The organism is Amycolatopsis ultiminotia, assembly GCF_039536925.1.
GTDB classification, from domain to species: Bacteria; Actinomycetota; Actinomycetes; order Mycobacteriales; family Pseudonocardiaceae; genus Amycolatopsis; species Amycolatopsis ultiminotia.
In genome coordinates this window covers 471,910-485,436 of sequence record NZ_BAAAZN010000006.1, presented here as the reverse complement: position 1 = coordinate 485,436, position 13,527 = coordinate 471,910, and the positions used below count along the sequence as shown (strand labels likewise).

13 protein-coding genes are annotated in these 13,527 nt (G+C 71.3%); 5 read left to right on the top strand and 8 right to left on the bottom strand.

Features of this window, described 5'->3' with window-relative positions:
• The first annotated feature begins 582 nt into the window (after positions 1–582).
• From ABD793_RS17275 to ABD793_RS42705, 3 genes are all read left to right on the top strand, one after another.
• Entirely contained in the window at positions 583–825 is a 243-nt protein-coding gene (locus ABD793_RS17275) for a hypothetical protein (RefSeq protein ID WP_344861040.1), read from the top strand.
• Between the two features lie 298 nt (positions 826–1,123).
• On the top strand, positions 1,124–2,299 hold the full coding sequence (locus ABD793_RS17270; RefSeq protein WP_344861038.1) for a S1C family serine protease: 1,176 nt from the start codon (positions 1,124–1,126) through the stop codon (positions 2,297–2,299).
• Positions 2,300–2,306: 7 nt separating this feature from the next.
• Positions 2,307–2,801 carry a sigma factor gene (locus ABD793_RS42705; protein ID WP_425548711.1) on the top strand — a complete coding sequence of 165 codons (495 nt, stop codon included), beginning with the start codon at positions 2,307–2,309 and terminating at the stop codon, positions 2,799–2,801.
• Positions 2,802–2,855: 54 nt separating this feature from the next.
• On the opposite strand, the gene ABD793_RS17260 is transcribed toward ABD793_RS42705, so the two are convergent.
• Positions 2,856–3,530 carry an alpha/beta hydrolase family protein gene (locus ABD793_RS17260; RefSeq protein ID WP_344861036.1) on the bottom strand — a complete coding sequence of 225 codons (675 nt, stop codon included), beginning with the start codon at positions 3,528–3,530 and terminating at the stop codon, positions 2,856–2,858.
• Positions 3,531–3,542: 12 nt separating this feature from the next.
• Positions 3,543–4,970 carry a xylulokinase gene (locus tag ABD793_RS17255; RefSeq protein WP_344861034.1) on the bottom strand — a complete coding sequence of 476 codons (1,428 nt, stop codon included), beginning with the start codon at positions 4,968–4,970 and terminating at the stop codon, positions 3,543–3,545.
• A gap of 112 nt (positions 4,971–5,082) precedes the next feature.
• On the opposite strand from ABD793_RS17255, the gene ABD793_RS17250 reads away from it, so the two are divergent.
• Positions 5,083–5,901, top strand: a complete 819-nt coding sequence (locus ABD793_RS17250; RefSeq protein ID WP_344861033.1) for a class I SAM-dependent methyltransferase — start codon at positions 5,083–5,085, stop codon at positions 5,899–5,901.
• On the opposite strand, the gene ABD793_RS17245 is transcribed toward ABD793_RS17250, so the two are convergent.
• From ABD793_RS17245 to pdxR, 3 genes are read right to left on the bottom strand one after another with little or no spacing between them, the layout of a single operon-like run.
• Positions 5,882–7,411 carry an FAD-dependent monooxygenase gene (locus ABD793_RS17245; protein WP_344861031.1) on the bottom strand — a complete coding sequence of 510 codons (1,530 nt, stop codon included), beginning with the start codon at positions 7,409–7,411 and terminating at the stop codon, positions 5,882–5,884. The two genes, ABD793_RS17250 and ABD793_RS17245, sit on opposite strands and share 20 nt — an antisense overlap.
• Positions 7,412–7,429: 18 nt before the next feature.
• Positions 7,430–8,038: an acyl-CoA-like ligand-binding transcription factor gene (locus tag ABD793_RS17240; RefSeq protein WP_344861030.1), complete on the bottom strand. Its 609-nt coding sequence runs from the start codon at positions 8,036–8,038 to the stop codon at positions 7,430–7,432.
• A 60-nt stretch (positions 8,039–8,098) separates the two neighbouring features.
• A complete protein-coding gene (gene pdxR / locus ABD793_RS17235; protein WP_344861028.1) occupies positions 8,099–9,487 on the bottom strand; it encodes a MocR-like pyridoxine biosynthesis transcription factor PdxR in 1,389 nt (462 codons plus the stop codon).
• Between the two features lie 46 nt (positions 9,488–9,533).
• On the opposite strand from pdxR, the gene ABD793_RS17230 reads away from it, so the two are divergent.
• A complete protein-coding gene (locus tag ABD793_RS17230) occupies positions 9,534–10,022 on the top strand; it encodes a carboxymuconolactone decarboxylase family protein (protein ID WP_344861026.1) in 489 nt (162 codons plus the stop codon).
• 3 nt (positions 10,023–10,025) lie between these two features.
• Here the strand turns inward: ABD793_RS17230 and ABD793_RS17225 are convergent, their stop codons facing one another.
• From ABD793_RS17225 to pdhA, 3 genes are read right to left on the bottom strand one after another with little or no spacing between them, the layout of a single operon-like run.
• Complete coding sequence (locus tag ABD793_RS17225) at positions 10,026–11,249, bottom strand: dihydrolipoamide acetyltransferase family protein (protein ID WP_344861024.1); 1,224 nt, start codon at positions 11,247–11,249, stop codon at positions 10,026–10,028.
• A complete protein-coding gene (locus tag ABD793_RS17220) occupies positions 11,249–12,268 on the bottom strand; it encodes an alpha-ketoacid dehydrogenase subunit beta (protein WP_344861021.1) in 1,020 nt (339 codons plus the stop codon). The genes ABD793_RS17225 and ABD793_RS17220 overlap by 1 nt, the downstream gene beginning before the upstream one ends.
• Positions 12,265–13,362, bottom strand: a complete 1,098-nt coding sequence (gene pdhA, locus ABD793_RS17215) for a pyruvate dehydrogenase (acetyl-transferring) E1 component subunit alpha (RefSeq protein WP_344861018.1) — start codon at positions 13,360–13,362, stop codon at positions 12,265–12,267. The genes ABD793_RS17220 and pdhA overlap by 4 nt, the downstream gene beginning before the upstream one ends.
• Positions 13,363–13,527 lie beyond the last annotated feature (165 nt).

Genomic DNA, 13,527 nt, shown 5'->3' with positions numbered 1-13,527 from the left:
GTGCGGTGCCGACCGCGCCGATCGCGACCGCTGCCCAGTCCTTGTTCTCGATCGCGTCTTTGAGTCCCGTCGCGTCCTCCAGCAGCGGAACCCCCGACACCGCCGTCGTCGAATCCTGCACCGGTGCAACCAAGGGATTGGACACTCGAAACTTCACCCCGCCAGTCGGAACCACGAACCCGACGAGGTTATCCCACCGAGGTCGGCATCTCGGTCCGCAGCTTTCCTTCTCGCCCGAGTGCACATCGTGACCTGCCCGCTCGCCGCCGGTGCCCGGCCCGCGGGGCCGGTGACCCAGGCCGTGCTCCGTGCCGTTGCGGTCCTTCCTGGCGCCGAGTCGGTGCGCGGGCGTCCGGCCTGCGGTACAGCGTCGTGCGCGAACACCGCAGCGTCCGCCTCGATCGGGTTCTCGGCCTCGGAACCGGACTCGCCGCACGCGATCGTGCCGGCTCCCGGCGCGCGAATCCTGCCAGAAGGTGGCATTCCGGGCGCCCCTGTTTCCCCCGGACACCCCTGACGTGCGCTACCGGCTGTGCCTGCGCGCCCGCGCGGCTCACCATGGGGTGGACGGAAGGAGTCGCCGTGGCGCTCGTGGAAGAGGACGTGCGCGCGCTCGAGGACGTCCGGCGCGGCTTGGTGGTGGTCCACAACGGGTTGGTCGGGGCCGCCGAGTGCTACCTGTGGTCCGGTGGCGGCCGGGTGCCGCCGTGGGAGACCCAGGCGGTGGACCGGCTGCGCAGACGCGGCCTGGTGGCGGTGGCCCGGCGGCCGGGTGCCCCGACGAGCCCGCTGGTGCCCACCGGCCCCGGCGCGAGCGCGGCGTGACGTCCATGGCGACCGGCGCGGACCATGGCGTCCATAGTGGACGGTATGCGGCCGCCGGGAGGCGGTGTGCGCCGCACTCCCGACGACCGGATGGCCGGCTTGCCGGGACGGTGATCCCAGTGCCCGGCACCGGCGTTCGCCGACCTGGTGAACGAGCCTTGCGGCAAGATCAACCCCGAACCTACCCACAGTGCAGCGCGCACGGCAGTGGCGTTCCCCGATCGGGTGGGCGAGACCACGCTGGCGCGCGAACCCCGTGCACTGCAGGCCCGCGACAGGAGCAGCAGGACAACCGAAGATGAGCGACCACCCGAACGCGCCGCTCGGCGCACCCTGGCCCGGCCCGCAGGCACCCCCGGCCCCGGTGGCGGATCCGTTGCCGGAACCGGTCCCCGAACCCGCGCCGCCGCTGTGGCGACGTTGGCGTCCGCTCGGACTGGCCGCCGGTCTGGTCGTGCTGCTGGTGCTGGCCGGATTCACCGTCACGCACTACGCGACGCGCCCGGGTCCGCCGCCGCCGAAAGCAGCGGGTCCGCCGTTCGATGTCGGCGCGGCGTACCGGAAAGTGCGGCCGGGTGTGGCGAGCATCGACGCGACGGTCGGGCTTGGCGGCGAGGTCGCTTCGGGTACCGGGATCGTGCTGAGCCCGGACGGCGTGGTGCTGACCAACAACCACGTGGTCGAGGGCTCCGTCGTGGTCAAGGCGACGCTGTCCGGCGGACGGAGCTACGACGCTTCCGTGCTCGGCTACGACCGCGCGCACGATCTCGCCGTGCTCAAGCTCTCCGGTGCCGACGGGCTGACTCCCGCGACGCTGGGCGATTCGGGCCAGGTCAAACCGGCCGACCAGGTGCTCGCGGTCGGCAACGCGGTCGGCACCGGTGCCGCACCGTCCTCGGCGGTGGGCAGGGTGACCGGGCTCGGCCGGTCGATCACCGCCTACGACGAGAACACCGGTGCCGGGGAGACCCTGCAGGGCCTGATCCAGACCGACGCGGACATCCTGTCCGGCTATTCCGGCGGGCCGCTTGCCGATCCGGCGGGGCGGGTGATCGGCGTGGACACCGCGGCCGGTGCGGGGTACGAGTTCGACGCGGGCGAGCGTCCGCACGAGGGTTTCGCCATCCCGATCACCCCTGCCGCGGACATCGCGCGGCAGATCGTCGACGGCAAGGAGTCCGGCACCGTCCACATCGGACCCAGTGCGTTCGTGGGGCTGACCGTGAACGACGGCGCCAACGGGTCCGGCGCACTGATCAAATCGCTGGTCGCGGGCAGCCCGGCGGCGAAGGCAGGGCTCGAGGCGGACCTGCTCGTGGTCTCGGTGAACGACGAACCGGTCGGCTCCGCGGCCACGCTGGTCGCGATCATGGACCGGCACCACCCCGGGGACCAGCTGAAGATCACCCTCGCCGGGCTGGGCGGGGCGCAGGCATCGGTCACCGTGGTCGCAGGCAGCGGGCCGGCGGGCTGACCGGGCCGTGGCCGCCACGCGTCTGCTCGGTGATCGCGCCGCGGCCGAGGTCGTGGTGCAGGAGGCGCTGGTCCGTGCGTGGCGCAGCCCGGACAGCCTGGTCAACGGCCGGGCTTCGGTGCGCAGCCGGCTGCGCACCGTGGTGCGCAACCCGGTGATCGACCGGGTCAGGGCAGGGGAGGCGCGTCCGGCTGAGGCCGCCGAGTACCTGGGTATTCCGCCCGGCACGGTGAAATCCCGTTCGTGCTACGGGTTGCGCGCCGGGCCGCTCGGCCCGGTAGCTCGCCGTGCGGCGGGGCCGGGCGGAATCCCGTCGCCGCAGTGGCGAGGTCCGGCTGACCGCGAGCATCGTGCCCGCGGCAGGCTGGGTGGGGATGAACGCCGCCGTGACCGGCCTCCCGGCGGGGCAGCAGGCACGCCTGGTCGTGGGGCCGGGGTGGTGGCCGAACAGGCCGCCCGTGCCGGCGCGAATCTGTACGGTTCGGCGATCCGTCCCGGGTGACGGCGGTTTCCCTCGGGAACGCCGGCGGACACCGCTTCGTCCGGACCGACGTGGTCAGCTGAACCGCTGTCCGAGCCAGCGGCGGACGAGCTGCCACGGTTCGCCGGCCGGGTCGATCAGGCCGAAGTGGTCCTCCCCGGGCAGTTCCGCGTAGTCCACCGGGTCGCCTGCGGCGCGGGCCGCCGCCGCGTAGTCGCGGCTGTGGGCCACCGGCACCCGGGAGTCCGCAACACCGTGCACGACCAGCTGCGGGCAGCCGATCGGCAGCCGGCGGACCGGGGACGCCGCGTCGTCTTCGCCGGGGAGGAACAGCCGGGCTGCGCCTTCGCCCAGTTCCTCGGTCGCGCTGCGGGGGACGTCGGTGACCGGGGCCAGCGCGACGACTCCGGAAAGGCCGGCCGATTTTGCGGCCAGCAGGGCTAGGTGCCCGCCTGCGGAGTGGCCGATCGCGACGGACGGGGTGCCCGGCGTCAGTGCGCGGATCGCGGCCAGTACGTCTTCGAGGGTCTGTGGCCAGCCGCCGGTGTCACCGTCGATCCGGCGGTACTCGACGTTGACCACGTGCCAGCCCGCGCCGACCAGGTCCGCCGCCATCGCGTCCAGCTGGTGCAGGTCGTGCCGGGCGCGCCACCAGCCTCCGTGCAGCAGGATCGCGGTGCCGTTGCCCGGTGCGTTTCCGTGGAGTTCGACGAACTGGCTTGGTTCGGCACCGTAGCGAAGGGTCTCCATCGGTCCATTAGATCACCGTCGTGCCAGCAGTTCGTGTACGCGCGCGAGACCGTCGTACGACTCGCGGTACGCCTCGTACAGCGGCGTCAGCTCCGCTGTGGGTTTGAAGACCTGTTCGACCTGTACTGCCGCAGCCGCGGCGGTCTCGACGTCGGGTTGCAACCCTGCGCCGACGGAACCCAGTAACGCTGCCCCCAACGCGGCACTGTCCAGCACGCGAAGACGTTCGACAGGCCGTCCGAGGACATCGGCGTGCAGTTGGGTCCATAGGTCGCTACGCCCACCACCGCCGGAGAACGTGACCGACGGCAGTTCCCCACAAGCCTTCTCGACGGTTTCGAGCACGTGCCGCGCGGAGAACGCGACACCGGTGAGCACGGCGCGCGAAAGGTCCGCCGTAGTCGTCGACGAGTTGAGGCCGAGGAAGCTGCCCCGTACGTCGGCATCCCACAACGGCGCGCGCTCGCCTTCCAGGTACGGCGTGAACACCACCCCGGCGGAACCTTCGGCCGCCGAAGCAAACACATCCGGCACGTCCAGCCCGGACACCCGGCTCCACCACCGCACTGCATCGCCCGCGGCCTGCGTCGGCCCGGCGTGCACCACCACGTCGCCGCGCGGCGGGAAAGCCACCAACCCGCGTGCCCGCTCGTTACGCCGTGAAGCCGCGGCCACGACCAGGGAAGTCCCGCACGACACCATCGCACGGCCCGGTTCCGTGGTGCGCGTGCCGAAGACGGCGCCGAACGCGTCCATGGTCCCCACCACCACCGGTGCGTCGCCGAGCTCCACGGAGCGGCCGAGCGGTTCCTCCGGGGCGAGCAGCTCTGGCAACCGGTCACCCAGTCCGTCCACGAGCGTGACTGCCTCCGGCAGATAGCCGTGCGCACCGGCGATCCGGACCCCGGACAGCACATCCGTGGCCACTCTCCCGGTGAGCCGCGCACCGATGAAGTCCTTGGGGCTCAACAGCCATCGCGCCCGTGCCCACAGCTGTGGCTGCTCGCGGGCGAACCATGCGGCGCGGGCCGCGGCGAACGAAGCGTCCAACGTCACCGGCCCACCCCAGATGCGGTGCTTGTCCGCTTCGGTGAACCGCGCGTCCAGCTCCGCGGCGATCTCCGCACACCGCTGGTCCTGCCAGATCACCGCCGGGGTCAACGGGTTCAGCCCGGCGTCGGCCAGCAGATGGGTGTTGACCTGGCTGACGATGCCGGCCGCCCGTACCGAGCCCGCGGGGAGTCCGGAAAGGACGGTCCGCAGCGCGGTGCTGGTGGCCTGCCACCACTGCTCCGGATCCTGCTCCGCCCAACCGGGCCGCGGCCGGGTGATCGGGTACGGCACCGCGTGCGCGGCCAGTTCCCGCCCGCCGGGCGAGAACGCGGCAACCTTGACCGCAGTGGTGCCGACGTCGATGCCGAGCAGCGTCTCTCCGTCCATGGGACCAGGGGTACCAGGATTCCGCCGGTGGTGCGGGACACCCGGCGCCGACACTGATCAACATCGCAAAAACGCGTCTGCTGCCGTGCCGGATCGCGCTACGGTCGCGGGCATGACCACGCCCGCCGAAGTGTTCCTGCGCGACTATCACGACCGGCATCCGGCCGCGGCCTCCGACCTGGCCGGGCGCGGGCGTGTGGTGGGTGACGACCGCGCGGTGTACGAGGTCTTCGCCGACCGGGTCGGCGACGCCCGGCGCGTGCTCGACCTCGGATGCGGGGACGGCGCGCTGCTCGCGGTACTCGCCGCCCGTGGTGCGCGGACGATGGCGGGCATCGACCTCTCGCAACGGCAGGTGGAGCTCGCGCAGGACCGGCCTGGGCTCGCCGGTGCGGACCTGCGCGCCGGGCGGGCGCAGGAACTGCCGTTCGCGGACGACGGGTTCGATGCCGTCGTGTCGTTCATGGCGCTGATGCTGATGTCCGACGTCGAACAGGTCGTCGCCCAGACGGCGCGGGTGCTCGCTCCCGGCGGCACGTTCGCGATCGGTGTCGGCGGGCCCGGCGCCGACGCGCTGGCGGTGTTCCCGAAGGTCGCGCGGCCGCTGTTCGCCGTGGTGCCGCCGGAGCGGCGCGTGCCCACCACCGGCGATCCGCGCACCCGTACCCGCGAAGGTCTCGACGAGCTGCTGGGCCCGGCCGGCTTCGCGCCGGTGGAGTGGCACGAGGTGCTGATCGACGTGTCCGGCCCACCGGAGCAGGTGTGGCAGACCTGCTGCGACACCTACTACCAGATGGATTCCCTCGACGAGAGGCAGACGGCCGGATTGCAAGCCGCGTTCAGAGCCGCCACGAGGGAGCTGGTCCACGCCGACGGCACGCTGCCCGCGAAAGCACGGGTGCACGTGGCGCTCACGCGGCTGCGGTCGTGACTCCGGCGCCGAACCACCGGGTCAATGCCGACCGCAGCGCGTCGACGTCCGGTGTCTCGTCCGAGGAAGCCCAGGCGAGGTAACCGTCCGGCCGGATCAGCAACGCGGTGGGAGCCTCGCCGGTCGCGGTGGTGGACACCGTCGTCACGCGATCCTGCCAGGGCAACGCGGCGGTGGACAGTTTCGCGCCGGGGGTCAGGTCGAGCAGTACCGGACGCGCGGCGCGCTGGGCGGCAGCCAGCGGTTCCGGGTCGGCGAGCGCCAGATCCGGGTACCAGCGGCCGGTGAGCGGATGCGCGTCTTCGCCGTAGCGGACATCGGCGCCGGAGAGCAGGTTCGCGAGGTGCTCGCGGACGACGTCGTGCTCCATCAGCTCGCCGAACAGCACCCGCAGTTCGGTGACTTCGGGGCCGGGCGCGGTGAGCGCACCCTGCGCCTGGGTGTGCATGACCACCCTCCGGCTGACCGGACGGCGCTCGGCCTCGTAGCTGTCGAGCAGTCCCGGCGGAGCCCAGCCGTGCACCTCGGCGGCGAGCTTCCACGCCAGGTTCACCGCGTCCTGCAGGCCGAGGTTCAGCCCGGGACCGCCGATCGCGGAGTGCACGTGTGCCGCGTCGCCGAGCAGGAGCACGCGGCCGGCCCGATAGGTGTCCGCGATGCGGGTGTTGCCGCTGTTGAGCCGGCGCAGCTGGAACGGCCCGGCGCCGGCGGGCGGTTCGAACGGCAGATCGGTGCCGAGCACCCTGCGGATGCTCGCGCGCACGTCGTCCAGCGTCGGCGCAACGTCGTCCGGCGGTGCGGGCACGCCGCGTTCCATCGTGCTCACCCCCGGCACCGCAGGGTCGAACGGGGCGTAGGCGAACACCCCGGTTTCCGTGCGGTAGTGCTGGAACGGCGGGATCACCCCGGTCGAAAGCCGCAGCCCGCCGGTGGCCGGGTCGAGCAGCTCCGGCGGAATCCGGACCTGCGCGCTGTAGGACACGCTGTCGTCGCGGGTGACGCCGGGAAAGCCGATGCCGGCGAGTTTGCGCACCGTGCTGCGCCCGCCGTCCGCGCCCACCAGGTACTCGGCGTTGAGCTGGTACGGGCCGTCCGGGCCGCTCACCTGCACGGTCACCGAATCCGCGGCCGAAGAGAACCCGGTGACCTCGTGGCCACGGCGGATCTCGGCACCCAGTGCGGTGGCGTGTTCGACGAGCACACGCTCCAGTTCACGCTGTGGCTTCGGCAGCACGTACACCGGACTGTCCGCGAGATCGGCGAGGTCGAGCCGGAATCCGCCGAAGATGTAGGACGGTACGGGGCGCGGCTCGCTCTCGTCGGCGAGCCGCGAGTAGAGGCCCCGGCGGTGCAGCAGTGGCACGACCTGGCCCACGAGGCCGTTGGCGCGGCGCTCGTTCTTGTCGCCGGGCTCGCGTTCGAGCAAGATCGGCCGTACCCCGGCGAGGCACAGTTCGGCGGCGAGCAGCAGGCCGTTCGGCCCGCCACCGGCAATCACGACTTCGGGCATGGTATTCCCCCTACGGAGTCAGGGCAGCACCTCGGCAAGCTGGTCGAATGCCTGGTGCAGCAAGGTTTCGAGTGGAATCGGTGGGTCGGTGCGCAGCCAGTGCTGCACGGCGGTGCGAAGTGCTCCGCCGACGGTCGCGGCGATCAGCAGTGGCCGCAGGTCGCGTTCGGCGTCGGCGCCGATGCGGTCGGCGATCGCCTGGGTCAGCGCCTGTTCGGTGGCTGCCCCGGCTTTGAGCAGCTCGCCGTGCAGTGCGGGTTCGGTGACCATCAGCCGGACCCCCTCTTTCCACTGTGGATCCGGCGTGCCGTGCTCGTCGGCCGCGCTGTCGCGGCACTGGGCGAACACGGCCTGCTGTAACGCTTCCCACAGCGGTTCGCCGGCCGGGCGGGCTCGCAGGCGGTCCGCGATGTCGTGCGCGCGGTCGTGCTGCCGCGCGGCGATCGCCTCGGCTTTGCTGGAGAAGTAGTTGTTCACCGTGCGCGGCGAAACGCCCGCCTCGTCGGCGATGTCGTCGATGGTCACGTTCCCCAGCCCGCGTTCGACGACGAGCTTGACCGCCGCCCAGGAAATGGCCCGGCGGGTTTCCTGGCGGCGCCGCTCGCGCAGGCTGGGACGTTCGGGCATGACCCCGACCCTAGGCGAAACTTGCGTGACGCGCAAACTGTGCGTGATACGCAAGTCTGCTCAGGGGAGTACCCGGCACAGTGCGGTCAGTGCACCGGACCATGCGCTGGCCGAAGGGGTGCCGTACCCGATGACCAGTGCGTCGCGGTCTGCCTCGGCTGCCGGATGCCGGAACGCGGCGAGGCCGTGCACCGCCAGGTCCTGCCACGCCGAGCCCTGCACGACCGCGCTTTCGTTGCCCGAAGGCAGTTCCACGAGCACGTGCAGTCCTGCCGACAGGCCGGTCACCCGTGCACTCGGGGAGTGCTCGGCCAGCGCGGCGACCAGCTGGTCACGGCGGCGCCGGTAACGCAGCCGCATCGCGCGGATGTGCCGGTCGTAGGCGCCGGACGAGATGAACGCGGCCATGGTGAGCTGGTCGAGAGTGCTGGCGTGCAGGTCGAACTCGCCCTTCACCTCGGCGACCGCGTGCGCGATCCGCGGCGGCAGCACCAGCCAGCCCAGCCGCAGCCCCGGGGTCAGTGCTTTGCTGGCGGTGCCCAGATATCCGACATGCTCCGGATCGAGGCCCTGCAGTGCGCCGACCGGGCTGCGGTCGTAGCGGAATTCCCCGTCGTAGTCGTCCTCGAGGACCAATCCGCCGGTGCGGCGGGCCCAATCGACGACGGTCACCCGCCGGTCCGGGTGCAGTGCGACGCCGGTGGGGAACTGGTGCGACGGCGTGAGCAGTACCGCGCCCGCGCCGGGGAGCTGGTCGACCACGGCTCCCTCGGCGTCGACCGGGACCGCAGGCGTGCGAATCCCGGCGTCGGCGAGCCGGTCCCGGTGCGCGCGCAAGCCGTACGCCTCGACCGCGATTTCCGGGTTACCACGGCGTTTCAGCACCTCGGCGAGCAGCAGCAGGCCGTGCGTGACCCCGGAGCAGACCACGATCTGATCCGGCTGCGCGCGCACTCCCCGGGTGCGCGCGAGGTAGCCGGCCAGTTCGGTCAGCAGCTCCGGCCTGCCGCGCGCGTTCGGGAAGCCGAACGCGTCGTCGGGTGCTGCGGCCAGTGCCCGGCGGGTCGCCTTCGTCCACTCGGCACGGGGGAACGCGGACACGTCCGGCAGCCCGGAACGGAGATCGTGCACGTGCCGGTGCCGCAGGACCGGCATCGGCGCGGTGGTAGCCGGTGCGGTCGTGGCGCGGGTCGCGACCCGGGTCGCCGCGCCTTGCCGTGCGGTGAGCCAGCCTTCGGCCACCAGCTCCGCATACGCTTGCGCCACGGTATTGCGTGCGATGCCGAGATCCGCGCCGAGCGTGCGGCTGGACGGCAGTTTCGCCCCTGGCGTGAGCCGTCCGGTACGGATGGCGTCACGCAGTGCTTCCATCAGGCCTTCGCGCAGCCGTGGCCCGCGGAGGTCGAGGTGCAGGTCGTCGCCGGGCGAAGTGGCCCACTGATCGCGCACGGAAATGGACCATAGCAGGGGGCCGGTCGGCGGTAGCGTCGAAACCATGACCACGATCGGAGAACGACTCCCTGCCCACCGGCCCCGCCTCAACCTCGCCGAGCTCGCGCCGGAGGCCTACAAGGCGATGATCCGGCTCGACGCCTCGGTCCGCCGCGGTATCGACCCGACGCTGCTGGAACTGATCAAGATCCGCGCGTCACAGATCAACCACTGCGCGTTCTGCCTCGACATGCACACGAAGGATGCGCTGGCCGCAGGCGAATCGGTGGAGCGCATCGTGCAGCTGTCCGCGTGGGAGGAGTCGAAGCACTTCTACACCGCCAAGGAGGTTGCCGCGCTGGAGCTGACCGAAGCCGTCACGGTGCTCACCGACGGGTTCGTGCCGGACGAGGTCTACGCACGGGCCGCCGCGGAGTTCGACGAAACCGAGCTGGCCCACGTGATCGCCGCGATCACGGTGATCAACGCGTGGAACCGGTTCGGCGTCACCACCCGCGGCGTGCCCGGCGAGTACCAGCCCGCAGCGCACTGAGCGTCACAGGTTCCGCAGCAGGCGCAGCGGGTTCTCCACGCAGTCGGCGATGAAGCGGAGGAACCCGCCCGCCACACCGCCGTCGCACACCCGGTGGTCGAAGGCCAGCGTCAGCTCGGTGATCTTGCGTGCGCGCACCTCGCCGCCGACGATCCACGGCCGGTCGACGATCCGGCCGATGCCGAGGATCGCCACCTCCGGATGGTTGATGATGGCCGCCGAACCGTCCACTCCGAACACGCCGTAGTTGTTCACGGTGAAGGTGCCGCCGGTCAGCTCCGCGGGGGTCAGCCTGCCCGCCCTTGCCTGTTCGGTACGTTCGGCCAGCGCCGCGGACAGACCTTCGACGGTGTGGGTGTGCGCGTCGCGGACCACCGGGACCATCAGGCCACGGTCGGTCTGCGCGGCGAAACCGAGGTTGATCACCGGCGAGAGCACGATTTCGTCGCCGTCGAGATGCGCGTTCAGCTCGGGGAAACGCTGCAGGCCCGCCACGGTGAACCGGGCCAGCAGGGCGAGCAGGCCGATCTTCGGCGCAGCGGGATCGGCGTTGAGCGCGGATCGCAACTGCAGGAGTTCGGTGGCGTCGGCGTCCACCCACACGGTCGCCTCGGGAATCTCCCGACGCGAACGGGTGAGCTTGTCCGCCACCGTCTTCCGCATCCCCCGCAACGGAATCCGCTGCTCGTCGGCGGGCTTCCCGGCGCTTCGGGCGATGGCGCGTTCCACGTCCGCCCGGCTGACGATACCGCCGGTGCCGGTGCCCGGCAGCGCGTGCAGGTCCACTCCGGACTCCCGGGCAAGCCTGCGCACCAGCGGGGAAACCACCCGCACCCGGTCCGAATCGGACGGTCGGGTGGTGGCCGGTGCGGACGGTCGCCGCCCGCTGCGGGAACGGCGGTTGCGGCGGGTCTGCGTGGTGCCGGTGCCATAGCCGATCAGCACGTTTCCGCTGCCCTCCGGCGTCACGACGCCGGGTTCGGTGAAGTCGGCGGCCGCCTCCACGGTGATCAGCGGGCTGCCGACGGTGAGCACGTCACCGGCCGCGCCGTGCAGCGTCGCGACGCGACCGGCGAACGGAACCGGGACCTCGACGCTCGCCTTGGCCGTTTCGACCTCCACCACGGTCTGGTCCACCGCCACGGTGTCGCCTGCCGCGACGTGCCAGGCGACGATTTCCGCCTCGGTGAGACCCTCGCCGAGATCGGGCAGTTTGAAGACGGCCATCACGCCTCCCCGTCGCGCAGCGGGGCGCTGTCGTCCCACTGCAGCCGATCGATCGCGTCCAGGACCCGGTCCACGTCCGGCAGGTGGTGGCGTTCCAGATTCGGTGCCGGGTAAGGGATGTCGAAGCCGCCGACGCGCAGGACCGGCGCCTCCAGGTAGTGGAAGCAGGCCTCGGAAAGCTGGGCCGCGACCTCCGCGCCGTACCCGCAGAACCGGCTCGCTTCCTGCACCACGACCGCGCGCCCGGTGCGGCGTACGGACGCGGCGACGGTCGCCAGATCGAACGGCGCGAGACTGCGCAGGTCGATCACCTCGGCGTCGTAATCCTCTTCCTTCGCAGCTTCGGCGGCTTCGAGCGTGGTGCCCAGCGCGCCGCCGTAGGAGATCAGCGTGACGTCGCTGCCTTCGCGCCGGACCACGGCACGGTCGAGGCCAGGCGACGGCTGCGTGGTGTCGACCGCGCCCTTCTCCCAGTAACGCCGCTTCGGCTCCAGAAAGATCACCGGGTCCGGACAGTCGATTGCTTCGCGCAGCAAGGTGTAGGCGTCGCCGGGCGTGGCCGGGGTGACGACTCGCAGCCCCGCGGTGTGCGTGTAATAGACCTCGGAGGAATCGCAGTGGTGCTCGACGCCGCCGATCCCGCCGCCGTAGGGCACGCGGATCACGACGGGCAGCTCGACCCTGCCCTTCGTGCGGTTGCGCAGTTTGGCGAGGTGGCTGGTGATCTGCTCGAACGCCGGATAGGCGAACGCGTCGAACTGCATTTCCACCACCGGGCGAAGACCGTTCATCGCCATCCCGATCGCGGTGCCGACGATACCGGCCTCGGCCAGCGGCGAGTCGAACACCCAGTGCTCGCCGAACCGCTCGGCGAGGCCGTCGGTCACCCGGAAAACCCCGCCGAGCGTGCCGACGTCCTCGCCGAAGATCAGCACCCGCTCGTCCTCGGCCAGTGCATCGGCCAGCGCGCGATTGAGCGAGCCGGCGAGCGAAAGCGTGGTGTCCAAAGTGGCGGTCATGCTCGTTCCCCGATTTCCGCGGCGAGTTCGGCGGCCTGGTCCCGCAACGCGGCGGTGGGCTCGGCGTAGACGTGCTGGAACAACTCGGCCGGGTCCAGTGCGACGTCGGCGTTCATCCGCTCGCGCAACGCGGCTGCCGCTTGCTCGGCATGCGCGTCGATCTCTTGCTCTGCTTGTTCGGTGAGGAGGGCACGGTCGGTGAGATAACGCTTGAGCCGGGCGATCGGGTCGCGCTCGAGCCACTTCTCCACTTCGGCGCGCTCGCGGTAGCGCGTGGCGTCGTCGGCGTTGGTGTGCGACTCGACGCGGTATGTCACGGCTTCGATCAGCGTCGGACCGTCACCTGCCGCGGCGTGCGCGACGGCCTGCTCCACGACCGCGTGTACCGCGGCGGCGTCGTTGCCGTCGACGAGTACGGACGGCATGCCGTAGCCGACTCCCTTGTGCGCCAAGGAGGGCGCCGCAGTCTGCTTCGCGAGCGGGACGCTGATGGCGTAACCGTTGTTCTGCACCAGGAAAACCACCGGTGCCTTCCAGACGGCGGCGAAGTTCAACGCTTCGTGCGTGTCGCCTTCACTGGTGGCGCCGTCGCCGAGTAGCGCAAGCGCGACGGTGTCCTCGCCCTTCGTGCGCGCAGCGTGCGCGAAACCCACCGCGTGCAGCGTGTTCGTGGCCAGCGGCGTGCACTGCGGCGCGACGTTCGCGCGGTACGGGTCGTAGCCACAGTGCCAGTCGCCGCGAAGGAGTGTCAGGACCTCGACCGGGTCGACGCCGCGGGCGACCACCGCCATCGAGTCGCGGTAGGTGGGGAAAAGCCAGTCCTGCGGCCGAAGCGCGAGGATGGCACCGATTTCGCACGCTTCCTGCCCGCGTGCCGACGGATACACCGCCAGCCTGCCCTGTTTGGTGAGCGCGGTCGCCTGCGTGTCGAACCGGCGGCCGGTGACCATGCCGCGGTGCAGTTGCCGCAGCACGTCGTCGGCGGGCATGGCCAGCTCGGGCTCCTTGACCGCGGTGCCGTCCGGGGACACCAGGCCCAGCGGTTCGTCGCTGGGCAGGAAGTACGACGCGGCGGTGCGTTCCGTGGTGGTCACCGGCAGCTCCCATCGATGCACTGGCTGTTTCGCTCGGCCAAGACGAGTAGTGCAGATCCTTGCTCTCCGCCGATCAGGTATCCAGGGATGCGAGACAAGTGTGGAATGATGGCCGTCGGAAGGTTTCGGTAGTGGACGATTGGTCTCCGGAGGGACGCGGATGCC

What these genes read in the sequence shown, in the direction of transcription:
- ABD793_RS17270 (WP_344861038.1), top strand. Translation starts at nt 1,124, where the DNA reads ATGAGCGACCACCCGAACGCGCCGCTCGGCGCACCCTGGCCCGGCCCG.
- ABD793_RS17260 (WP_344861036.1), bottom strand. Translation starts at nt 3,530, where the DNA reads ATGGAGACCCTTCGCTACGGTGCCGAACCAAGCCAGTTCGTCGAACTC.
- ABD793_RS17255 (WP_344861034.1), bottom strand. Translation starts at nt 4,970, where the DNA reads ATGGACGGAGAGACGCTGCTCGGCATCGACGTCGGCACCACTGCGGTC.
- ABD793_RS17250 (WP_344861033.1), top strand. Translation starts at nt 5,083, where the DNA reads ATGACCACGCCCGCCGAAGTGTTCCTGCGCGACTATCACGACCGGCAT.
- ABD793_RS17245 (WP_344861031.1), bottom strand. Translation starts at nt 7,411, where the DNA reads ATGCCCGAAGTCGTGATTGCCGGTGGCGGGCCGAACGGCCTGCTGCTC.
- ABD793_RS17240 (WP_344861030.1), bottom strand. Translation starts at nt 8,038, where the DNA reads ATGCCCGAACGTCCCAGCCTGCGCGAGCGGCGCCGCCAGGAAACCCGC.
- ABD793_RS17230 (WP_344861026.1), top strand. Translation starts at nt 9,534, where the DNA reads ATGACCACGATCGGAGAACGACTCCCTGCCCACCGGCCCCGCCTCAAC.
- ABD793_RS17225 (WP_344861024.1), bottom strand. Translation starts at nt 11,249, where the DNA reads ATGGCCGTCTTCAAACTGCCCGATCTCGGCGAGGGTCTCACCGAGGCG.
- ABD793_RS17220 (WP_344861021.1), bottom strand. Translation starts at nt 12,268, where the DNA reads ATGACCGCCACTTTGGACACCACGCTTTCGCTCGCCGGCTCGCTCAAT.